The organism is Cellvibrio fontiphilus, assembly GCF_042646205.1.
GTDB classification, from domain to species: Bacteria; Pseudomonadota; Gammaproteobacteria; order Pseudomonadales; family Cellvibrionaceae; genus Cellvibrio; species Cellvibrio fontiphilus_A.
The window spans coordinates 336,907-360,208 of sequence record NZ_JBHRTF010000004.1; the positions used below are offsets into that span (position 1 = coordinate 336,907).

Below are 23,302 nucleotides of genomic sequence, written 5' to 3' on the forward strand. Positions count from 1 at the left end.
ACCCGCCAACCTGTGTTGAACAAACCCCGCCTATGCGGGGTTTGTTTTATCCAACCTATAAAAGATTGAGCCTGAGGATTAGAACATGACTGAACTCAAAAACGACCGCTTCCTGCGCGCACTACTCAAGCAGCCGGTGGATGTGACTCCAGTATGGATGATGCGTCAAGCCGGCCGTTATTTACCGGAGTACCGTGCCAGTCGCGCCCGGGCGGGCGATTTTATGGGTTTGTGTACTAATCCGGAATTGGCTTGTGAGGTGACTCTGCAGCCACTTGACCGCTACCCCGGTCTCGATGCAGCGATCCTTTTCTCCGATATCCTCACCATTCCCGATGCCATGGGCTTGGGCCTGTATTTTGAAACAGGCGAGGGGCCCAAGTTCAAGAAAGCGGTGCGCACCGAAGCCGATGTGAATGCACTCAAGGTAATCAATCCCGAGCAGGATTTACCCTATGTGGTCAATGCGGTCAAAACCATCCGCCGCGAGCTGAATGGTCGTGTACCGCTGATTGGTTTTTCTGGCAGCCCCTGGACTTTGGCGACCTATATGATCGAAGGCGGCTCCAGCCGCGATTTCCGTCGTGCCAAGGAAATGCTCTACAACCAACCGCAAGTGATGCATCAATTGCTGGACGTGCTAGCCGATTCGGTCACCGTCTACCTCAATGCGCAAATCCGGGCGGGCGCCCAAGCAGTGCAAATTTTTGATACCTGGGGCGGTGCGCTATCCCATGCGGCGTATCAGGAGTTTTCGCTGAAATATATGCACAAAATCGTCTCTGGCTTGATTCGCGAAAATGAAGGTCGTCAAGTACCTGTGATTTTGTTTACCAAGGGCGGCGGTCAGTGGCTGGAGGCCATGGCGGCTACCGGTGCAACCGCCTTGGGCTTGGATTGGACCACAGATATAGCAACAGCTCGCGCCCGGGTGGGCGATAAGGTTGCGCTGCAGGGCAATATGGACCCTACGATTTTGTATGCCTCCCCCGAGCGGATTCGCGCTGAAGTTGGCGCCATTCTCGCCGGCTATGGTCGCGGCTCAGGGCATGTTTTCAATTTGGGCCATGGCATTACGCCTGAAGTTGATCCAGAGCACGCTGGCGCATTTATCAACGCAGTTCACGAATTGTCTGCTAGCTATCACGCATAATTTGCCGCCAGCCATCAGTCGCCAGCATCTTTTGGTCGCGATTCCGCGGCGGGTGCTGGTGCCGCGTCATTATCTTCATTACACTCCTTGCAATATCCGGTTTTTAGGAAGATTCACCCCCCGGTACCCTACGATTGCTGGCGTCTCTTAAAGCCAGTATCCCTGATCTAATAAGGCTGATAACACCATTAGGTGATATGGAGAGCTAGGCGTGGCAATTAAACAGGTTAAAGTTGACGTCAACGAATTAACCATCGGTATGTATATCTCCGGTCTGGATCGCCCCTGGTCCCAGACGCCTTTTCCCCTGCAAGGTTTTTATCTCCGCGATCTTGGCGAAATTAATCAGCTCAAGGCATTGTGCAACTATGTGTACATCGACGTGGAAAAAGGGCGTGGGCCAATTTCTGCCAATCTAAAAACCATTGCCCCCGCAGCCAAAAAAACCAGTACCCGCGAGCGGGTCAACAGCTTCAATGAAACCCTTGCACCTCTCAAAATCCAGCGCGGCCTCTACCGCGACGTCACCCCATTACAGCGCGAGGTAAAACAGGCGCGCCAACTTCACCAAAAGGTCTATGGCGCGGTAGTGGAAGTGATGGAACAACTGGAGAAAAACCAGTTTGATGATATCTCTCTCGGGGAGACCAAACGCGTCGCCAGCGAAATGGTCGACAGCGTGGTGCGCAACCCGGACGCCTTCACCTGGCTATCGCGAGTGCAGGAAAAGGATGAATACACCTACAGCCATGCGGTGCGCTCCTCGGTGTGGGCGATATTATTTGGCCGTCACATAGGCCTGCCCAAGCGCGATCTGGATGTGTTGGCGATGGGGGTACTGCTCAAGGATGTCGGTAAGGTGATGTTGGATGCTGCCCTGATTGCCAACCTCAATCGCACTCCAGAGGAGGAGGCGGTATACGAGAGTTTCGTGGAGATAGGCTGCGAGATTCTACGCAAAACCCAAGGTGTTGAGCCGCGTGTGATTGCTGTGGTGAAAACGCACTGTGAGCGCTTGAATGGCAGCGGTTTCCCCCAGGGGTTGTCGGGCGACAAAATCCCGCTGATGGGCAAAATCGCCGGCATAGTGACCTATTACGATCATGTCACCAACCCTCGCGGCGCACGCGACCCCATTGCGCCTTCAAAAGCAGTGGCCAAATTGTATGAACTGCGCAATATCCAGTTCCAGGAAGAGTTAGTGGTGGAGTTTATCCGCGCCATTGGACTATACCCAACCGGAACTCTGGTGGAGCTGAGTACCGGTGAAGTGGCCGTGGTAGTGGAGCAGAATTTTGAGCGCCGCTTGAAGCCCAAAGTCATAGTTGTTTTGGATACGCTCAAACAACCCATGAGTGAATACCTGTTATTGGACTTATCGGAAGATGATAAACGCAAACAGGAACTGATTGATTCCGGCAAAAAAAGCCGCCACGAAGTTGAAAAGATCGAAATTGCCCGCGACCTTGAGCCGGGTACTTACGATGTGGATATTGCCGGTATTCGCGATCATTATTTGATGCGTACCGAGAAAAAGGGGCTGATGGCGCTGCTCAGTCGCCTCACAACCCGCGGCTAGACGCAAGCTGTTAAGTTGCAGTAAAAAAACCGCATTTAGCTAATGCGGTTTTTTTATGTCTGGTTAGAATGGCGCGCCGCTTAGCGCGGCATCCACTATTACCGAGAGAGATATCATGTTTGAATGGTTGGCAAGCCCCGAAGCCTGGGTTGCACTGGCAACGCTCACTGCGTTGGAGATAGTGCTGGGCATCGACAATATTATTTTTATTTCCATTTTGGTGGGCCGTCTACCAGAACACCAACGCAAATTTGCGCGCAATGTAGGCTTGGGCCTGGCGATGCTCACACGTTTGGCGTTGCTCTTCTCGCTCGCGTGGGTGATGGGTTTGGTAGATCCGCTATTCAGTGTTCTAGGTCAGGAAATATCCGGGCGCGATATTATTTTGATCGGCGGCGGTTTGTTCCTTATCGCCAAGGCGACCCATGAAATTCACAGCAGCCTGGAAGGTGCAGTAGAAACCGAGCGCAATATTGCCGCCCATGGTTTATTGATTGTGCTGGTGCAAATCGCGATTCTGGACATTGTGTTCTCGCTGGATTCAGTGATCACCGCCGTTGGTTTGGTGGATCAGGTGCCAATCATGGCTACGGCAATTATCATCGCTGTAGGGGTGATGCTGTTTGCTGCCAAATCGATTGGCGATTTTGTGGATTCACACCCCACCATTAAAATCCTCGCTTTGTCATTCCTGGTGATCGTAGGCTTCACCCTGTTGGTGGAAGGTTTTGATGTACATGTGCCTAAAGGCTACATCTACTTTGCTATGGCCTTCTCCTTGGGTGTGGAGATGATTAACATAAAAATGCGCAAAACCCAGGACAAGCCGGTAGAGCTGCGCAAGGATTACCCCGGCGATCAAACCGGATCGCGCGACTAAGCCTTAGTGCTTGTCGCCTTACCAATAAAAAAGCCGATCAATCGATCGGCTTTTTTATTGGTTTACCCCAGCGGGTGATTACATTTCGCTGATCACTTTTTGCAGGCCTTTGAGCGATGCCTCAACACTCTGCATTGGCGTCATACCTTCAGGGTAGGATTCCTGCTCAACCACTAACCACAGGGTGCCACCGTAGGTTTTGTTGGCCTCAATCAGCGCTTTCCAGTCGGTAGTGTCCTGGCCGATGATCGGGTGTTCGGTGTTGCCGGGTTTGGGCGCCGAGGCTTTGTAGTGAGTGGTAATGGTGCGACCCGGGTAGGCTTTGATAAAAGCGATAGGGTCTTTGCCGGCCACTTCAGTCCAACCCACATCCTGCTGCAATACCACGGCTTGTGAGGTATTGCCGCCAATCACATCCCAAGGGGTTTTACCCATTTCACCCAGCATTTCACCTTCATGGTTGTGGTAGCCGGTGTGCATGCCATGGGGGGTGAGTTTGGTTTGGATGGCGGCCAAATCGGCGGCGACTTCTTTAGCGCCATCAGTGGTAAAGGCGCGCATATCCATGGGAATAATCAGGTATTTGCAGTCGATGGCTTTGTAGAAAGCGACAGTCGCATCAAAGTTTTCGGCGTTGAGTTTTTCAAAGGGCACGTGGGCGGCAGAGGCTTTCAAACCGGTTTTATCGAGAAACGCCTTGAGGCCTTTGGGGTCATTGGCATAGGGGCCGAAATTGCCGGCGAACTCCACGCCCTGAAAACCCATAGCCTTCAGCTTCTTGAGGGTGCCCTCAAAGTCTTTGGCGACATCATCTTTAATCGACCACAACTGCACGCTCAATTGCGGTGACGTGGGTGCTACATCGGCGGCCATGGTAGAGATGCTGACGCTGGCGATAGCCGCCATGGTTATTGCTTTTATCGTGCTGGACAAAGTCATAGTAGTTACCTTTTTTTGTGGGTTAAATATTGCCGAGTTTAAGTTGTTGCACCGCGTAATCGGCTGCGCGGGCGGTAAGTGCCATATAGGTCAGCGAAGGGTTTTGCGATGCGGATGAAGTCATGCAGGCGCCATCGGTAACAAACAGGTTGGGCACATCGTGCGCCTGATTCCACCCGTTAAGCACCGATGTTTTCGGATCTTTACCCATGCGCGCTGTGCCCATTTCGTGGATGGATAAACCCGGGTGCCAGTCGCGTTTTGCACGTATGTCTTTGGTGACATCCTTCAGGCCGATGGTTTCCAGCATATTGGCAGCGGTATCGGCTATGTCTTCCATCATTTTCCAGTCGTTATCGGAGAAGGAGCAGTCAATGTGCAGCTGCGGCATACCCCATTTGTCTTTCAGGGTTGGGTGCAGTGACACCTGATTTTCATAGCGCGGCAACATCTCGCCCGAGCCGCTCAGGTTGAAATACCAGGGGCCGGGTTGACGCAGGCGCGCTTTGAAGTCCACACCAAACCCGTCGCTGGAACTCATCTGTTCCCAGCCGGCGCGCTGGGCGTCGGCCATGTAGAAATAGCCGCGTTTGAAGTTGGGGCTTTTTTCGTTGTAGTCGCGAAAGCGTGGCATGACCAGTCCAATCGGGCGGCGACCGGAGTAGTAGTCATCCTCAAAACCTTCCACGCGGCCTTTGGCGCCAGCGCCGTAAAGGTGATCCATGAGGTAATGACCGAGTACACCGGAAGAGTTGGCTATGCCATTGGGGAAGCGCTCGCTCACTGAGTTGAGCATGATCTGGGTGGTTCCCAGAGTAGAGGCGCACAAAAAGATGACCTTGGCGAAATACTCGCGGGTTTCCATGGTTTCGGCGTCTATCACCCTGACCCCTGTGGCACGGTTGGTCTTGGGGTCGTAAATCACGCTGTGAACAATGCTGTTGGTGGCGATGGACAGCTTATTGGTTGCCAGCGCAGCGGGTAGGGTCGAGCTTTGGGTGGAGAAATAGGCGCCAAAGGAGCAGCCCTTTTGGCACTCATTGCGCGCCTGACATTGCATACGGCCCTGCGCCAGATGTTGCGGTGCCGGCACCGACAAGTGCGCGGTGCGCCCGATAATGAGTTTGCGGGTGCTCCATTTCTGCTCGATCCGCGCCTTCATTTCTTTTTCCACCGGGTTCATTTCAAAGGGTGGCAAGAACTGGCTGTCCGGCAGGATTTCCAGATTTTCCTTGGAGCCACTAATGCCAGCATGTAGCTCTACTTTGTCGTACCAGGGCGCTAAGTCCGGGTAGCGAATCGGCCAATCGACGCCCTCGCCATCGCGTGCGTTGGCGTTAAAGTCATGGTCGCTCCAGCGATAGGATTGGCGATGCCAGAGCAGTGACTTGCCGCCAAGTTGATTGCCGCGAATCCAATCAAAGGGTTTGCCTTTGGGGGTGCTATAGGGGAGGTCTTTGTCATTGCCAAAAAAATGCTTGGTCGCATCGTTGAAGGCATAGCATTTTTTCTGCACGTAATGCTGCTCATCGACCAGTGCTTGCTCGACTTCACCGCGAAACGGCATCTGCCAGGCGGTTAGCCCCTCGCCGATATAATCCTTGCGGTGTTCCACCGGGCGGCCGCGTTCCACCATTAAGGTTTTGAGTCCTTTTTCGGTCAGCTCTTTGGCGGCCCAGCCGCCGGTAATACCTGAGCCGACCACAATTGCATCAAACACTTCCTGAGCTTTGATGATGTAAATATTTTTTTCCATGATCTTATGTCACCAATGTAAAAGGTGTTGTCACCTGTGCGAATGTGAGTGCAAAACAAGCGCGTGTGAGCGGGGGCTTAAAAATTCTGCGCCCAGGCCCGACCTATGGCTTTCAGTTTGAAATTGCCCTTGTAACCACCCGGGATCGCCAGGTAAGCCAGCTCTTTGGTAGCGCCAGGTTCAGAGGTGTAATAACCAAATGCGACGAGTGATTTGAGCTGTTTCAAGCCGCGGCGGTCGCTTTGGCTGAAGCCCTGTTGTGCCTGCTCCATCGCATTGAGTAGCTGCAATTGCTGGGGGTGGGCGAGGCTTAAAAAAGCCTTGCTAAACTCACTTTGGGCCGCGGTTTCCAAGCGGGCCAGGGTGGTGAGCAACTGCTGTTGCTCCTGCTTGCTCGCACAATAGACCATGAAGTGATCGATGAAATGATGTACACCCGCCGCGCTGGCGCCAGGGGTATCGGTGGCGGGGATAATAATCTCGCCCAGGGTTTGCAGTAGCTTGAGCTGCGCGCTATCCAGCAGCGTTTTTTGGCGGCGACTGAAGTCGGTGGGCGCCGCTAAACTGGCGGCCAGGGCGGAGAGCGAGCCACTGGACAGGACTAAACCACAGGTAAATGCCAATTGTTTCAGGGCTGCGCGACGGGATGCGTCAGTGCCGCCCAGAGATAGAGCCGGAAAGGTCATGGAGAGCCTCGTTGTTATTGGTCAATAGATTGTGAGCACATCTGGCGAACCAGGTGTCAGAACCGCAGCGGCTTATTACGTGGTTCTATGTTGAACCCTCTCTCTCCAGCGCTTAATCGATGAATGCCATGCGTGTCTGTGCTGAAATCGCCCCAATATTGGGCGATTTCAGTGTCAGTGTAGATTCACTTGGCGAAAAGCGAAGTCAATATTTGTAAATATGTAAACGTTTACAATCGAGGAAAAGTCACTTTTTCGCTGCTAATCAGCAAATGCGAGCGGGTGTTGGTCTGCGCCAAAAAAGGTTTTTAGCTTAGCGCTTTCCCTGTAGCCATTGGGCAAGCTGCTGTACAACCCAATCGCCGTCATCCATCGGCAGATCATGCCCTGCGTTGGGGTGTATGTGCAGCGGCCATTGAAAGCGCTGCGCCAGTGCCTTGCTGGCCTGCACGGAGACCAGGCGATCCTTTTGGCTGGCCAATATCAACCCCTGGGGGAAGTGGCTTACTTGTGGAACAAATCGGGCGGCTGCGCCTAACATGGTGATGATGGTTTCACGGCTGATGGGGCGCTGCGCTTGAATCGCCAGCCACTGCTGCAGGCGCTGTTGGTAATCCACCGGGCGATTACTCACCCGGCGCAATACCAGCGCCTCACGCTGGCGCTCCGGTAGCAGCAGGGCAAGTGCCATGGTTGGCCAGGCGCCCGGTTGCAGGCGCCACCAGAAAGGTTGGTTGCCGCTGCTGGAGTTGATAAGCACTAGGCCGTTGATTTCCTGGGGGAAACGCTGTACCCAATCCAGGGCGACCATACCGCCCATAGAAATCCCCAACAGATAAACCGGCTCACCCTGTGATTGATGAATGCGCGTCTGCATTTCTGTGCGGGCATGGTCGGTCATAGCGGTAATGGAGCTGAGGGCTGGGGCGCGGTGGTATTTGCCGCAGCCGGGAAAGTCGATACAGTGAACCTTGCAGTGGCTACCCAGGCTGTTGCGCAAACTGGCGGGAAACTCCAGCCAATGACCCGCTTCACGCGCCAGACCGCGCAGTAAAATGAAATGCATGTTGTTATTCCTTGTTAATCAAACCATAAATCCTGCGCGCGCTGTTTTAGCTGCTGGCTACGTGCGGCATCGGGTAGCCAGTTGCTGTGGTTGAGTGCGGCACTCACCATAAAATCCAACAGTAATAAGTGGCGGCGCAATACTCGCGAGTGGCGATGTTGCGTTTGCGGGTTGAATAAACCGGCCGCATTCAATAACTGGCGCGGCCGTTTTTTTACCCACAGCCAGGAACCCATCTCCAAGGTTAGCGGTAAAAAATGCGGTTGTTGATGGGCGAGCGACTGGTAGTAAAAATAGTCCCACAGATCGCCGTGGGAAAGGTAATGGATCGATTGGGGCTCAAAAATATAGGTGTGGTTGGGGTAGCTGCGCTCCCACAGGGTTTTTAATGCCAAATACTCGGCAATATTGCCTATGGCCTGTTTGCGATAGGCATGGGGAAACCAGAGGCGATCGCGCATACCGAGGCCGGAATGCAGATCCACCACCGTTGCAAACGGGCGATTCAGAACTTGCCGGCGCAAGAGATTTTCCAGTGCGATATTTTCCGCTTCCATCTGCCCCTGCCGGCGCCCGCGATACCAGGGCAGAAAGGCCCCAATGCGATGGCCGCCGCCCAGTACCGGCACGCGCCCTTCGGCATCAATCGGTGCGTTGCGATTCAAATCCACGCCATTGCCATTGGCGCGCCGGTTGAGATACATGCCCACCGGATTGAGTATGGGCATAAGCACCAACTGCACTTGCTGCAGTCGCTCTTGCAGCTCCGCATCCCATTGCAAACGCTCCAACAGCGACTGCAACCAGGCGATTAATACCTGGCTGCCAATCCGCTCAATGCCGTGAATGCCTGCCGTAAACAACACCGTCGGCGCCTTGGCCGATTGCGCGCCGAGTGAAAGTGAATAGACCGGGAAGTGCTGGTCGCGATACAACAGGGTTGTTTCACAGCGGCTGCGCAACCAATTTCCATGCTCGCGCATCAGCCGTTCAAGTTGTAATAATTCCGGGATTTTTTGTTGGAAATCTTTGACTGCTGCTGCACCGCGCTGGTCAGTGAGGTGCGCGCCGGCAAATCTTGCCTCGCTGCTTCCGGTGTCAGTGGCGCTGTGCATATTCATGTAAACAATCCGCAAAAAAATCCGCTACAAGCGATCTGCTAAAAGCGATCTGCTACAAACAGTTCGCTACAAACAATTTGCTACAAACAATTCACTGCAAGCAGTCCTTAATCGATTGAGCATAGCGGCTTTTAACGAAGAGTTTTTTACACTTTTATGACGCTTGTGTGTAGCGAAATCCCGGCAGAAAGTGGTGCTGATTCTTTTACGCAAACTGTTGGACAAAACGCTCGTCTTTTTCCGGATCCAATTCACGCACCGGGCGGATTTCAATGGTGCCCAAACGCGCCGGTGGAATTTTGCTGGCCAGCTGGATCGCTTCGTTTAAATCCCGAGCGTCCAGTAAATAAAATCCGGCGAGCTGCTCTTTGGTTTCTGCAAAGGGGCCGTCGGTTACCAGCGTTTTTCCCGCGCGAATGCGCAAGCTAGTTGCTGTACTGGTGGGGTGCAAAGCGTTGCCACCCAGCATTTTTCCACTTTCATGCAAACCTGCGCCGCAGGCTTCACACTCGCGGTTGAGCGCCTTCCACTCGGCGGCGCTCATGTTGTTGATAATAGTTTCGTCGTAATACACGAGGCATAGATATTTCATTGCAGCTGCTCCTGTGCGTGCGGATTGTCAGGTTTGTAAATGGGAAGGGTCCATGTACATCACCTCCCAGTGGTGTCCGTCCAAATCTTCAAAACTGTGGTAGTACATGAAGCCGTGATCCTGCGCGGGCATAGGTGCAGTACCGCCTGCTTCCCAGGCTTTTTTTACCAATTCATCTACCGTCGCGCGACTCTCACAGGAGAGGCAAATTAAAACTTCTTTGCTCTGGTGTGCATCGGCAATTGTTTTGTTAGTGAATCCCTGAAAAAAAGCTTCGGTTAACAGCATTACATAAATTGTGTCGCTCACTACCATGCAAGCGGCGTCAGCGTTGGTGAATTGTGGGTTAAATGTGTAGCCCAGGTGAGCAAAAAAAGTTTTGGATTTCTCCAGATTTTTCACCGGTAAATTAATAAATACTTGTGTCGGCATAAGGCAATTCCTGCGCGGCTAAAAATAAAGTGGTGGGCGATAAATTAATCGTGGCGTACCAATTCTTTAAAACCGCCGTAAGCCATGCGCCGGTAATCAAATAGCGAATCGTTTTGGCACATATCCTTGAGGCGTGGGTCTGCCATCACGGCGCTATTAATTTCATCGCGCGCCGCGCGCGATGGATAGACAATCCATGCAAGCACAACGGTTTCGTTGTCCTTGCAGCCGGCGGATTTTTTAAAGGAAACCATGTCGGGAATATCCAGGTCATCGCCCAGGCATTCCCAATAGGCGATGGCGCCATGTTCCTTCCACACGGCGCCGGCGAGGTTCGCTACTTTTTGGTATTCAACAATATGTTCCGGTGCAATCGGCAGTAAAAAACCATCGACATAATGAGTCATAACCTTTCTCCTTTGGATAATAGAAACAATCAGCAGGCCTAAATGAAGGCGACAAAATGACAACTTCATCCAATAGTCGATTGCGCCGGCAGTAAATCGACACGCCTGAATATTATTTTTCCAATGCTGCCAGCCGCCGCTGCAAAAAGCGCTGTTCGGCGGCTTGGGGGGCTAATAACAGCGCCTGTTCCAAGGCCGCTTTGGCCGCCTCGCGGTCGCCTAATTGCTGCAGGAATTCAGCGCGTGCGGCGTGGGTGAGGTGATAGTCAATTAGCTGGTTGCGGGCGAGCAAATCGTCAATTAATTGCAGGCCTGTGGCGGGGCCATCGCGCATCGCCAGCGCAACGGCGCGATTGAGTTCTACTATGGGGCTGGGGTTTATCTGCAGGAGTAGGTCGTAGAAACCGGTAATCTCCTGCCAATCGGTATCGGCAAAACTCGGGGCCTGGGCATGGAGTGCGGCGATGGCCGCCTGGATGCAATAACTGTGGGCTTCGCCGCTGGGCAGGGCGCGTTGGATCAGTGCGGCACCCTCGGCAATTTGCTCCTTGTCCCAGAGGCGGCGATCCTGATCTTCCAAACGGATCAAATCGCCCTGCGTATCAAGCCGGGCCAGGCGGCGCGAGTCCTGAATCAGCATCAGCGCGAGTAAGCCCTGTGCTTCTGCTTCCGGTAGCAGCTCCACGACCAGTCGCCCCAAGCGAATCGCCTCCTGCGCTAATTCCTGACGGATGTATTCACTGCCGGAGGTGGCCGAATAGCCCTCGTTGAAAACTAAATAGATAACCTGCAGGACGGCATCCAAACGTGTGGGCAATTCGCTGCGGCCGGGAATTTCGTAGGGGATGCCCGCATCGCGGATTTTGTTTTTGGCGCGCACTATGCGCTGTGCAAGGGTACTGGGGCTGGTGAGAAAGGCGCGGGCGATGGCTTCTGTGGTCAGGCCGCAGACTTCGCGCAGGGTGAGTGCCAGTTGTGCTTCCGGCGCGAGGCTCGGGTGGCAGCAGGTGAATATCAAACGCAACTGGTCGTCGGCGAGCAGTTGTTCATCCCAGTCATCACTGTCGCTGCTGGCGGCTTCCAGTGACTCGGCTATATCCCCCAGAGCGCTATGAAAGCGCGCTCGCCGGCGCAACTGGTCAATCGCTTTAAAGCGCCCGGTGGAGACCAGCCAGGCGCGCGGGTGTTGCGGCACGCCTTCTATTGGCCACTGTTGCAGCGCGGCGGCAAAGGCATCCTGGGTTGCCTCCTCGGCCAGGTCAAAATCGTTAAGTAGACGAATAAGCGTTGCCCGCACCCGGCGCGATTCAGTGCGGTAAATGGCATTGATCTGGCTTTCGATTGTTGCTGGCATAAGCGTCCCGGCGCAATGGTGAGCAGCGTTTATAGCACAGGGCTTTTTCGCGGAGTGTTTAATAATGTTTTGATCACCCGCTAGTGCGCCAAACAAGCTGCCGCGGGCAATAAAAAACCCGTTGCAAGCGAACCTGCAACGGGTTGGTTGGTGCTATTGAACCCTATTGAGCAGCTTAATGCCCCTGAGGTACGGCAATGGTATCGCGATTGGAGGCGCTGTCCTGCACAAAATACACGGAAAGTGCGCCGAGAATCATGGAAGCACCGGCCAGCATCACTATGTAAATCGCCTCGTTGTGGAATACATATTTCAGGATTTGCCCTGCCACCAATCCAGACACAATTTGCGGCGCGGCAATGGTGAAATTGAAAATGCCCATGTACACGCCGGTTTTGTCCGCCGGTAATGAACCCGCCAGAATCGCGTAGGGCATGGCCAGAATAGCGGCCCAGGCGATGCCAATGCCAATCATCGGAATCAACAAATCCAGCGCGCCTTGGGGGATGTCCACCTGGGTCACCAACAGGTCTACATGCACCACCTCGGCGTTTTGGAAGAGGATAAAACTCAGGTAGCCCAGACCGCCCGCGAGCAGCGACAGCGAATAGGTGAGCTTGCGCCCAAAACGGTTGGCAATGCGCGTAAGCACTATGGAAAAGAGCGCGGCAAAGAGTGAATAAGCGGCGAAAATAATACCCACCCAGTCGCCCGCGGCGCCTTTGGCGGCAGCGATTTCAGGCGGAATAGTCTCCAGTGAGTGCAAATAATCCGAGTCGAACCATTTGGCTTCTATGCCCCAAATGTATTGGGTGATCGCGGGAGTCGTGTACACCCACATGATAAACAGGGAGAACCAGGAGAAAAATTGCACTATTGCCAGCTGGCGCATGGTTTTGGGCATGTTGATGAACAATTTCCAAAAGTTCGCGAGGCGTTTGCCCAGCGAGGGTTTTACGCTAGGTGCGACAGCTGCCGTCAGGCCTTTATAGCGGTTGTAGTCTGCCGGTGCGTATTCCTTGGTGCGAATAACTGTCCAGAGTACGGTCACGAACAGGGCGCTGGCGCCTATGTAAAAGGCCCAGGTTACGGTGGGTGCCACCTCGCCCTTGGGCGCTGTATTGTCCAGCCCGATTACATTGGTCAATACAAACGGCAGTATGGAGCCAATCACCGCGCCTATGTTGATCAAGAGCGCTTGAATGGAATAGCCCAGGGTACGCTGTTCGTCTGGCACCATATCGGCAACCAGCGCGCGGAAGGGCTGCATGGTCACATTAAAGGCGCCATCCATCAGGGCGAGCATAATGCCGCCAAACAACATAGGCGCCATGAAGGCGACAAATAGCGATGCATTGGGCATTAGCAGCATGCCGATGGCCGCGGCTATAGCACCACCCAAAATATAGGGGCGGCGACGGCCAACGCGGTTCCAGGTGCGATCCGAGGCGGCGCCAACAATTGGCTGAACCAGCAGGCCCATGATCGGCGCGGCCAGCCAGAAAAGTGATAGTGAGTGAAGGTCTGCGCCCAGGTCAGACAGTACGCGGCTGACGTTGGCGTTTTGTAATGCAAAGCCGAGTTGCACTCCCAGGAATCCGAAACTGACGTTCCAAACCTGCCAAAAGGGGAGAGTGGGTTGTTTCATCGTGATGATGCCTTTGTTATTGGTTTAATTGTTGACTGGTGTGATGGTGTTATTGATCGGGTGACTACTTTCAGTCTAGTGCAATTTCACTAATCAAAACCCGCTTGCCGGATATTCCGGCAAGCGGGTTAATGGGTGCAGCAGTGCTTACTTAACGTAGCGCGCTTCGGTGCTGGCGTTTCTGTCCCACACCTTGCCGTCGCTATAGCTGCGCAAGAGTTTGATGTATTCCGCATGGGTCCATGCCAGCGGGGTAGCGCCGTTGGTGCCTTCGCCCAGCGGGTAGTTGTAGGCATCGTTGCTACCTACGCCATCCCACACTTGTTCGGGTAGCATCATGCCCTCGTTGGCAAATAGCTCCATGGCTTTGACGTAGGTATTGCGCAGGGCATCTATGTCCAGAGAGGCGTTTGCGGTGGCCAGTTGCAGTTCATAGTGGCCGCGCTCACCGGTAAAGAAGGGCCATACACGGCCGCGTCCATCGGTAGAGTTATTGGCTTCCACATAACCCTTGCCGCCTTTGATCTCTTCACCGTAACCATCAATACCGTAACGGCGCCAGCCGGGGAAAACACCCTCTACCCCCGGGAAGGTAAATTCATATTTGGTGCGCAGTAAGTCAGGCAGCTGCTGGTTGTCGTACTCGGGGATGGTTTCCAGTACGTGTTTGTCCGTCGCTGAACGAACACCGTAGCGCACCAGTTCAAGGAAGCCGCCATCAATCACTTGCGATTCATCCTCAATCACCTGTGCATTGCTGGTGCCCAGTGCCGAGCGGTCATTCGGGTCTTCGTTGGCGTTGATGCGCAAATAGTACTGGCCATTACCCAGGTCACCGGTGAGTGAACCATTAGTGGTAAAGGTTTTGGCCTCCAGTTCGGCGGAATATTTATCCGCCGCCGCAAGGTACTTGGCAGCGCCTTCGCTATCGCCCGCTTGGGTCGCTATGTCAGCGGCAGATACCAAGCCAGCAATAATCGCCGCTGTGGTAGAGGGGGAATAACCTTTTTGCTCTTCCCAGCGCTCTTGTTGGGTGTAGGGTGGTTTGATCAGAGTGTCATTCCACAGGATTTTCACCTGACCGCCATCCACTAGGAAATCGGCCGCCGGCTTCAGCATTTTGTTGTACCACTGGGTGATTTCTGCATCGCTGAATACGCCTTCTTTCCACAGGCGCCAGCCCAGCATTAACGGCATACCGGTTTGGTCAAGCTGTACGCCAACCCATTCCACTTCGCCATCCACATGGGTTTTTTGCAGGAACCAACCGGGGGTGCCGGTGTAGCCGGCAATTTTTTCACTGGCCTGGATCTTCTCCAGGTATTCAAACGCAATGCGCGGTGATTCGCGGTCGCCCAGCGCCAGCATAGCCATGGCTACCTGATAAAAATCGCGCGGCCAAACGGCCTTGTAACCAGTAGCGGATTTTTCCGCCGATTTGGTATCGCCCCAAGGGTTGGATAATGAAGCGATAAAGGCGCCGGCGTGGGTTTTATCTTCCTGGGCTTTTAACACCATGGCACTGGTGTAGGCAAGCTTGCCGCTATCGGTGGCGGTGGCGGCCAGTTTGCCGAGCGCAGGCAAGGTTTGCAGAAAGTCCTGCCAGCCAATGGCATCGCCATCGCCGTTGTAATGGGCCAACACTTTGTCGTAGCCCTTAGCCAGAGTTTGATCGGCAGCCGCAGTACTCTCGGTTGGGGTTTTGCCAAAGCCCAGCACCAGATCCCACTGGGCGTTGGTGCCGCTTTTAACATCTGCCAGTTGCAGGGTCATGGCCACATTGCCGGGGGTGCTGCCTGTGCTGTTGTAGAGCTTGGTCAGGCTGCCATTTTGTTGCAGGTCTGCCAAACCATCGGAAACACCTTCAAAACCAACTGTGCTTTGGGTAACCGCAGCAGTGGTTTTTACCGTCATGCTGTTGGTACCATCGGTGGTTACCCACTGGCCATCGGCATAGTTTGCAGTGTCATTACTGCCGGTGTTGGCGATGGAGGGGTTCACATAAATATAGGGAGTTACATCGGCAGCGAGTGCGCGGAAAACCACACGCATCATCAAACTCTGTGAATCCGGATCGGTAAAAATATGTTTTTCAATTTCATATTTTCCGTCTTTATCGCGATTCACAATTTTATACGCCAACGACAGCGGGCGACCCTGCTCATCGGTTTTTAAATATTCGATACTGGAGATGGTGTCTTTTTTCTCTTCATCCAACCAGTCGCTGCCTTTGATAAAAAATTGCAGTTCCTGCAGTTGTGCCTCGTGAATTAAACCGTACATGGTTTCGGTCAATACACCCTGGGCGACAGAGAACCAGACTTTGGAGATGGTTCCACTCGCACCGGAATCTTTATAGGCACCATCGGTATAGGTTTCAAAAGAGGTGCCTATGCCTGTTTTTCCGGCATAAGACCAAACCGCAGCGGCGCCGGGAGCACCGGGCGCTACCGCAGCGGGTGCCGAGGTTGTCGATGATTTATCGGAGCAGGCGCCCAGTAATAGGCTGCTGCTCACCAGCAGGGCGAGTACATTTTTTTTCATGACAAAATCCTCGTATCAATACATTCTTAACGTTCTTATTTATCAGCATTCTCTGCGCTGGAAATTATTACAGCAGTCTCCAGCCATAGCAGAAATGACAATCAAGTCACATTAGGTGTTGAGTCTGACCAACTCAAGCCGGTGCATACGTATTCAGATTGCATACGTATGCAGTGAAGCCTAGTCCAAATTTTTATTGGCTGTTAAAAGTCGCAGCAAAACGGCAGGCATAAACCGGAGGGTTTGCCAATGAATACGTATTCTATGGTTTTTAGACCGATATATATCATCAGCCCCAGCTGCATACGTATGTAGTCACTTGGCGAAAAAACGAGGCTGGCGTATGTTGATATCACGCAATACAAATACTCACAGAAGTGTTTGTGACATTAATAAAAATTGAGACTTAGGTAATGACTACAACTCCTTGGTGGCGTGGCGCGGTGGTTTATCAGGTGTATCCCCGCAGCTTGATGGACGCCAATAATGATGGCATTGGCGATATCCCCGGAATAATCAGCAAGCTGGATTACATTGCCAGCTTGGGGGTGGACGCCATCTGGGTGTCGCCCTTTTTTAAATCGCCGATGAAAGATTTTGGCTACGACATTTCTGACTATCGCGATATAGATCCTATTTTTGGCACCCTGGCCGATTTTGATGAATTAATTGCCGAAGCGCACAAGCGCAATATCAAAATTATTATCGATCAGGTGTTGAGTCACACCTCAGACCAACACGCCTGGTTTTTGGAAAGTCGTGAATCCAAAGACAACGACAAGGCCGATTGGTATGTGTGGGCCGACCCGCAACCCGACGGTACGCCGCCCAATAATTGGCTCGCCATTTTTGGTGGTTCTGCCTGGGAGTGGGAGCCGCGTCGCTGCCAATACTATCTGCACAATTTTTTAAAAACCCAGCCGGATTTAAATTACCACTGCCCGCAAGTACGCGAACAAATTTTGCAGGAAGTAGAATTCTGGTTGAAACGTGGTGTTGATGGTTTGCGTTTGGATGCCATTATTTTTTGCTTCCACGACAAACTGCTGCGCAGCAATCCTGCCAAGCCGGAATCAGAGCGCAGAGGGCGCGGCTTCCGTGAAGATAATCCCTATGCGTTCCAGCGCCATTTGTTTGATTGTGATCGCCCGGAAAATCTGGAATTTTTGGAATCGCTGCGCAAATTAATGGATCGCTACCCCGGCACAGTGACTCTGGGGGAAATCGCCTCGGAAGATTCTTTAAAAACCATGGCCGAATACACTGCCGGTAATTCGCGCTTGCACATGGCTTACAGTTTTGAATTGCTGGTTGATAATCTCTCCGGTTCCTATATCCGCGAAACGGTTGAAACCCTGGAGAAAAATTTACTCGAAGGCTGGCCCTGCTGGGCAATTGGCAATCACGATGTAGTGCGTTTTATGTCGCGCTGGGGCGGTAAAGACCAGTCGCCACAATTAGCCAAAACGCTGAATGCCATGCTCTTTTCACTGCGCGGTAGTGTGTGCAGTTACCAGGGTGAAGAGTTGGGCTTGATTGAAGCGCCAATCCAACAGCACGAGCTGCAAGATCCTTACGGCATTACCTTCTGGCCACGCTTTAAAGGCCGTGATGGTTGCCGCACGCCAATGCCCTGGAATCACACCGAACCCTATGCCGGCTTCTCGCAAGTAAAAACCTGGCTGCCGGTGCCCGGTGCGCATAAAGAGCAAGCGGTTAGTTTGCAAGAGAATGATCCATCATCCATTTTAAATGCCTATCGCCAATTTATGCATTGGCGTAAAACGCAGCCAGCCCTGCGTTTGGGTGATATTGAATTTGTGGCCGATGCTGAGGATTATTTGGTCTTCACTCGTTGTTACGGCGATGATGTTTTGCTCTGTGCATTTAATTTCTCCGCACAGGAAAAAACCATCGACTTGCAAAACACATACAGTTTGCAAGCAATAGATGGCCACGGTTGTGCGACTTTCAGCGGGCCGTCCAGCCACCTGCCGGTAGCGGCTTATGGAACCTTGATAGCGCGTATTGCCAGCTAATTTTTCCAACAATTATATTCGGTCAATACAGAGGGCTTCGGCCCTCTTTTTTTTGCTTTAAATTTCACTACTTCAGTTTTTTTAATAAGCAAAAAGCCAGTTCCTTTAAATGTGACTGCATACGTATGCGGTGAGTTGAATACGTATGCATTCTATTGTGGTTCCTATCCACCAAAGCCTACCATCATTACAACGACAGGATTGTGTTATCTGGTGTTTTACACCCAGTAGCTGTTGTTACTACACACAATGTTAAAAATAAGTACGCTTTCCGCGGAGAGAATAAGCATGAAAAAACAATCGTTTAATCACATGCTCGCACTGGCCACTACCATGGCTCTGGTGTCGGGTTCACAAGCTGTTTACGCCCAAGCTGCCAATACCCAAGCTGCCACTGCAGAGAAGGATATTGAAGAAGTTGTTGTTACCGGTTTCCGTCAAAGCGTTTTGAATGCAATTGATGCAAAGCGTAATTCCGATACTGTTATCGAAGCTATTTCTGCTGATGATATCGGCGGTCTGCCAGATGTATCTATCGCTGACTCTCTGTCTCGTTTGCCAGGTGTTACTTCTGTGCGTACCGGTGGTCAGGCGAGTGAGCTGAACATTCGTGGTATGAGCGGTGACTTCGTATTCGCCACCATGAACGGACGTGAACAAGTAAGTACCAGTACTGGTCCTATCGCTGGTCGTAAAATCGAATTTGATGTTTACCCATCTGAATTGATCTCTCAAGCGGCTGTTTACAAATCGCCAAAAGCGTCATTAATCGAAGGTGGCGTTGCTGGTTCTATTGAGCTGACAACTGTTAACCCACTCAAAAATGACAAAGCACATTCTATAAACCTTGGTGTTCGTGGCAGCTCAAACAGCCGCACCTCAGAAGTGGAAGATGCAATTGATTTAGGTCATCGTTTCAACGCTTCTTACCAAGGTAAATTTGCAGATGACACTCTTGGTTTTGCACTTGGCTACGCCAAACTGAGCGCTCCAAGTGTTGCAAACCAATACATTGGTTTGAACTACAACGGCCAACGCAATATCGATGCTGACGCAGGCAACGAATATGTCAGCGAAGGTATGGAGATGCAACAGCGCGGTGGTGAAGAGCAGCGCGATAGCTATCTGGCTACCGTGGTGTGGGAACCGAGCGACAGCTTCACTCTGAAGGGGGACGTATTTAATACCAAGGCTGATTCTGAAGCGTTTGCGCGCGGCTTCCGCGTTAAAACCCTGCATTCCGAGAATACAGTTATCACTAACCCTGTAATCGTCGATAACAACATGATCGGCGGTACAGTATCTGGTAACGGCAATACAAACTTTGCGGTATTTACTGTTAACGACAATGATTCACGTGAAGCGGAAGTATTGTCTTACGGTTTGAATGCAGAGTGGCGCCTCGACAAGTGGACCATCAACGCAGATGTGTCTTTCTCTGAGTCAGATGGTGATTTCCAAAACGGTGGTACTCGTGCGCTGCTGTACAACGATACCAGTGTTGCAAACCCTGTTCGTTCACCAGAATCTATCACCTATCTCAACAAAGGTTTGAAGCCAGCAGATTTCTTTGCTAGCGAGAATTACACCAACCTGAATCGTATTGCATTGACCGAAGTAGGTCAGTGGCCGTTCATTACTCACAATGAAATTAACGCGCAAAAAATTGATGTGAAATACGAAATGGAAACTCCATTTATCACATCTCTTGAAGCCGGTATTCGCAACTCTTCTCGTGAATACACTGGTGCGCGTGGTCAAGACGGTTACGGTTCAGAGTTTGGTAATCACCCATCACAATTCCCTATCGCTTTGACCGAAGATATGGTTAAGGTAGTTGAGTTTGGTGGTGACCTTAAAGGTATGCCTAACTTCTTTGCAATTGACTTCGATGACGCTGTTGCTGCTGTTGAAGCCGCTCGCGGTCGCGATTGGAACCCTGTTGCAAACTGGGATAACAACTGGACCATGATTCAATCCGGTACTGTTACTGAAGATGTGCTTGCAGCTTACGTAATGGCTAACTTCGCAACTGAATTGGGTGCTACTCCAGTAACCGGTAACTTCGGTGTGCGTGTGGTTGAGTCTGATCAATCCAGTGATGGCTACTTGCAGATTGGTGCTGGTGCAGGTGAAGCAATTACCGATGAGCGCGGTGTGGTAAGCAACGACTATGTTCGTAACGAAATGGGTCAAAAATACACTGACTACCTGCCTTCTTTGAACTTGAATTTCCAAGTTACTGAGCAAGACACTGTTCGTTTTGCAGCAGCAAAAGTAATGTCTCGTCCACCAGTTAGCCAGCTGAAGTCAGGTGCAGGTTCCTGGATTGACGGTGAAGACAGATTTAACGCATGGGGCAACACCAGCCCATTGTTGGATCCATTCTACGCTAACCAATACGACCTTTCTTATGAGCATTATTTTGCTGATACCGAAGGTGCGATAGTTGTTGCTTTGTTCAGAAAAGACATTGAGTCATTTATCGAGCAAATCACTCTGCGTGGTGTGGACTTTGAAGCATTGGGCTTTAATGTTCCAGAAATTAACCCAAATACCGGCAATCCATTGAAGCCAGGTGGTGAATATCAAACTGCTTACAACAACACCAAGGGTGGTTACATCCAGGGTATTGAATTGGGCTACACACAAACCTTCGACTTCTTACCAGGTTTGTGGTCAGGTCTGGGTGTAAGCAGCAGCTACTCTTACACTGAAAGTGACGTTGAGCGTATCAACAATTTGGGCGGTGAAGAGAAAGACATCGGTATGCCAGGTCTGTCTCCAAGCAACCTGAGCGCTACCCTGTTCTACGATTACGAAGGCTTCTCAACCCGTTTGAACTACCGTTACCGCGAGGCTTTTGTTGCCAACCAGGTAGCGGTTGAAACGCAAGAAGTGTTCTACGCTGATGAATCAGTAGTGGACTACCAAGCTTCTTATGAATTTGAAAATGGTGTTGAGCTGGTGTTCCAAGTTAACAACTTGACTGACGAACCATCCAAAACCTATTTCGGCTCAGAAGCTCAAACCGGTTCAATCCAGTACTTCGGTCGTCAATACTTCTTTGGTGTGAACTACAAGATGTAAATAACGGCTGTTTGTTGGCTGACCAATCAATCACCCGCATGGCTATCCATGTGGGTGATTTTTTATCTGAATATGCTTTTTGCTTAAGACACCTATCTGGATAACTACAATGAAAAAACTCATGTTGTTGCTATCAATCATTTATGTTTTTCCGGCCATTGCTTATGGCATGGAAATTAATCGCATTGAACCCGCCAACTGGTGGGTCGGCATGAAATACAATCGCGTTGAATTGTTGGTGCATGGCGATGACATTAGTACAACTACACCAGCTGTGAGTTATCCGGGTGTTGATATTGTTGAGGTTAAAAAAGTCGATAGTGCTAATTATTTATTTGTCACTATTGAAATAGCGCCCGATGCAAAACCGGGGCACTTTCCTATTGAATTTACCCTGGACGGTAAATTAAAAACCAAGGTTGACTATGCGCTGCTGGCGCGTGAAAAAAAATCCGCCGAGCGCAAGGGGTTTTCGCCCAAAGATGCGATTTATTTAATTACTCCAGATCGTTTTGCCAACGGCAATCCAGCCAATGATGCCATGCCCGGCATGTTGGAGCAGCCTAATCGCGCCTATAAAGGCGGGCGTCATGGCGGTGATATTGCGGGTATGGAGCAGCAGTTGGATTACATCGCGCGCATGGGTTTTACCCAAATTTGGCCAAACCCGCTCACCGAAAATAATATGGAAAAATATTCCTACCACGGTTATGCCGCGACGGATTTATACAAAATAGATGCGCGCTACGGCACCAATGAAGAGTTCCAACGCTTTGTACAAAAAGCGCAACAGAAAGGCATTGGTGTGATTCAGGATATAGTGCTCAATCACATAGGTTCCAATCACTGGTGGATGAAAGACCTACCGGCAAAAGACTGGTTAAATTTCCCGGCAGAATATAAAGAAACCAATCACCGCCGCACCACGGTGCAAGACCCTTACGCGGCGCCTGCCGATAAAGAATTATTTGTCAGTGGCTGGTTTGTGCCAACCATGCCGGATTTAAATCAGCGCAATCCACAACTGGCAACTTACCTGATTCAAAACAGTATTTGGTGGATTGAGTATGCCGGCTTAAGCGGCATTCGCGAGGACACCTATGGTTATGCCGATCAGCAATTTTTATCGCGCTGGGCCAAAACCATTATGGATGAATACCCTCATTTTAATATCGTGGGCGAGGAGTGGAGCCCTAACCCGGCAGTAGTGGCGCATTGGCAGCGCGGGAAAATAAATGCCAGTGGCCATGTGCCACACATGCCCAGTGTGATGGATTTTCCGATACATGAAACCCTGCGCGAAGTGTTACACGAAGCAGAGTCCTGGGATAAGGGTTGGGTTCGTTTGTATGAAATGCTGGGCAATGATTTTGTTTACCCCGATCCATTTAATTTGGTGATTTTCCCTGAAAACCATGACACCTCTCGCCTTTACTCCTACTTGAATGACGATGTGGATTTATTCAAAACGGCGATGATTTACATGGCCACCATGCGCGGTATTCCGCAATTTTATTATGGCTCCGAAGTGTTGATGACTAGCCCGCGTGAACGCGATGATGGCGCCGTGCGCGCCGATATGCCCGGTGGTTGGAAGGGCGATGCTAAAAATGCGTTCACCGGCAAGGGCCTTAGCCCACAAGAGCGCGACATGCAGTCTTTTGTCAAAAAATTACTTAACTGGCGCAAGTCATCCGAGGTGGTTCACAGCGGAAAATTGCAGCACTTTTCGCCTGTAAATGGTTTTTATGTGTATGCGCGTTATATGCAGAATAAAACTGTACTGGTGATTCTGAATAAAAATGCACAGGAGCAAGAGCTGGACTTGACAGCGTATCGTGATTTTACCGCGGGCAAAAAAGCTGCGCGCAACGTTATTGATGGCAAAACAATAACGCTTGGAGAGAGCCTGAAACTTCCAGCAAAAACTTCCCTGGTGTTGGAATTATAAATTTTTTATTACGTGGTTTTTGTATTTGTTATTAGCTGACTAGTGGTATCAGTTCGGGTTGGCGC

Annotated in this window: 17 protein-coding genes; 6 read left to right on the top strand and 11 right to left on the bottom strand. The window is 51.4% G+C overall.

The features are described 5' to 3' along the window. The first annotated feature begins 85 nt into the window (after positions 1 to 85). From hemE to ACFODX_RS10120, 3 genes are all read left to right on the top strand, one after another. Positions 86 to 1,153, top strand: a complete 1,068-nt coding sequence (hemE, locus tag ACFODX_RS10110; protein ID WP_378118678.1) for a uroporphyrinogen decarboxylase — start codon at positions 86 to 88, stop codon at positions 1,151 to 1,153. A 211-nt stretch (positions 1,154 to 1,364) separates the two neighbouring features. Then, positions 1,365 to 2,732: an HD-GYP domain-containing protein gene (locus tag ACFODX_RS10115; RefSeq protein ID WP_378118680.1), complete on the top strand. Its 1,368-nt coding sequence runs from the start codon at positions 1,365 to 1,367 to the stop codon at positions 2,730 to 2,732. Between the two features lie 115 nt (positions 2,733 to 2,847). Further along, positions 2,848 to 3,612 (top strand): TerC family protein, encoded by a 765-nt coding sequence (locus ACFODX_RS10120; RefSeq protein WP_378118682.1) that lies wholly within the window; start codon positions 2,848 to 2,850, stop codon positions 3,610 to 3,612. 78 nt (positions 3,613 to 3,690) lie between these two features. On the opposite strand, the gene ACFODX_RS10125 is transcribed toward ACFODX_RS10120, so the two are convergent. The 11 genes from ACFODX_RS10125 to ACFODX_RS10175 form a co-directional block, all read right to left on the bottom strand. Beyond that, complete coding sequence (locus ACFODX_RS10125) at positions 3,691 to 4,551, bottom strand: sugar phosphate isomerase/epimerase family protein (RefSeq protein WP_378118684.1); 861 nt, start codon at positions 4,549 to 4,551, stop codon at positions 3,691 to 3,693. A 22-nt stretch (positions 4,552 to 4,573) separates the two neighbouring features. Then, a complete protein-coding gene (locus ACFODX_RS10130; protein WP_378118686.1) occupies positions 4,574 to 6,307 on the bottom strand; it encodes a GMC oxidoreductase in 1,734 nt (577 codons plus the stop codon). Positions 6,308 to 6,384: 77 nt separating this feature from the next. Then, positions 6,385 to 6,993, bottom strand: a complete 609-nt coding sequence (locus ACFODX_RS10135; RefSeq protein WP_378118688.1) for a gluconate 2-dehydrogenase subunit 3 family protein — start codon at positions 6,991 to 6,993, stop codon at positions 6,385 to 6,387. A 313-nt stretch (positions 6,994 to 7,306) separates the two neighbouring features. Continuing rightward, entirely contained in the window at positions 7,307 to 8,059 is a 753-nt protein-coding gene (locus ACFODX_RS10140) for an alpha/beta fold hydrolase (protein ID WP_378118690.1), read from the bottom strand. A gap of 14 nt (positions 8,060 to 8,073) precedes the next feature. Next, a complete protein-coding gene (locus ACFODX_RS10145) occupies positions 8,074 to 9,180 on the bottom strand; it encodes a DUF2817 domain-containing protein (protein ID WP_378118692.1) in 1,107 nt (368 codons plus the stop codon). A 205-nt stretch (positions 9,181 to 9,385) separates the two neighbouring features. Beyond that, positions 9,386 to 9,772, bottom strand: a complete 387-nt coding sequence (locus ACFODX_RS10150) for a YciI family protein (protein ID WP_378118694.1) — start codon at positions 9,770 to 9,772, stop codon at positions 9,386 to 9,388. Between the two features lie 27 nt (positions 9,773 to 9,799). After that, a complete protein-coding gene (locus ACFODX_RS10155; RefSeq protein WP_378118696.1) occupies positions 9,800 to 10,204 on the bottom strand; it encodes a VOC family protein in 405 nt (134 codons plus the stop codon). A gap of 44 nt (positions 10,205 to 10,248) precedes the next feature. Next, positions 10,249 to 10,611 (bottom strand): DUF1428 domain-containing protein, encoded by a 363-nt coding sequence (locus ACFODX_RS10160; RefSeq protein ID WP_378118698.1) that lies wholly within the window; start codon positions 10,609 to 10,611, stop codon positions 10,249 to 10,251. Between the two features lie 112 nt (positions 10,612 to 10,723). Continuing rightward, a complete protein-coding gene (locus ACFODX_RS10165; protein WP_378118700.1) occupies positions 10,724 to 11,965 on the bottom strand; it encodes an RNA polymerase sigma factor in 1,242 nt (413 codons plus the stop codon). A gap of 175 nt (positions 11,966 to 12,140) precedes the next feature. Beyond that, positions 12,141 to 13,613 carry an MFS transporter gene (locus ACFODX_RS10170; RefSeq protein WP_378118703.1) on the bottom strand — a complete coding sequence of 491 codons (1,473 nt, stop codon included), beginning with the start codon at positions 13,611 to 13,613 and terminating at the stop codon, positions 12,141 to 12,143. 147 nt (positions 13,614 to 13,760) lie between these two features. Next, the gene (locus tag ACFODX_RS10175; protein WP_378118705.1) at positions 13,761 to 16,157 is read right to left on the bottom strand and encodes a glucan 1,4-alpha-glucosidase; all 2,397 of its coding nucleotides are present in this window, start codon (positions 16,155 to 16,157) and stop codon (positions 13,761 to 13,763) included. Positions 16,158 to 16,570: 413 nt separating this feature from the next. Here ACFODX_RS10175 and ACFODX_RS10180 point away from each other — a divergent pair, with 413 nt between their 5' ends. From ACFODX_RS10180 to ACFODX_RS10190, 3 genes are all read left to right on the top strand, one after another. Beyond that, entirely contained in the window at positions 16,571 to 18,196 is a 1,626-nt protein-coding gene (locus ACFODX_RS10180) for an alpha-glucosidase family protein (RefSeq protein WP_378118707.1), read from the top strand. A gap of 288 nt (positions 18,197 to 18,484) precedes the next feature. Further along, the gene (locus tag ACFODX_RS10185) at positions 18,485 to 21,286 is read left to right on the top strand and encodes a TonB-dependent receptor (RefSeq protein WP_378118709.1); all 2,802 of its coding nucleotides are present in this window, start codon (positions 18,485 to 18,487) and stop codon (positions 21,284 to 21,286) included. Positions 21,287 to 21,395: 109 nt separating this feature from the next. Further along, positions 21,396 to 23,237, top strand: a complete 1,842-nt coding sequence (locus tag ACFODX_RS10190; protein ID WP_378118711.1) for a glycoside hydrolase family 13 protein — start codon at positions 21,396 to 21,398, stop codon at positions 23,235 to 23,237. Positions 23,238 to 23,302 lie beyond the last annotated feature (65 nt).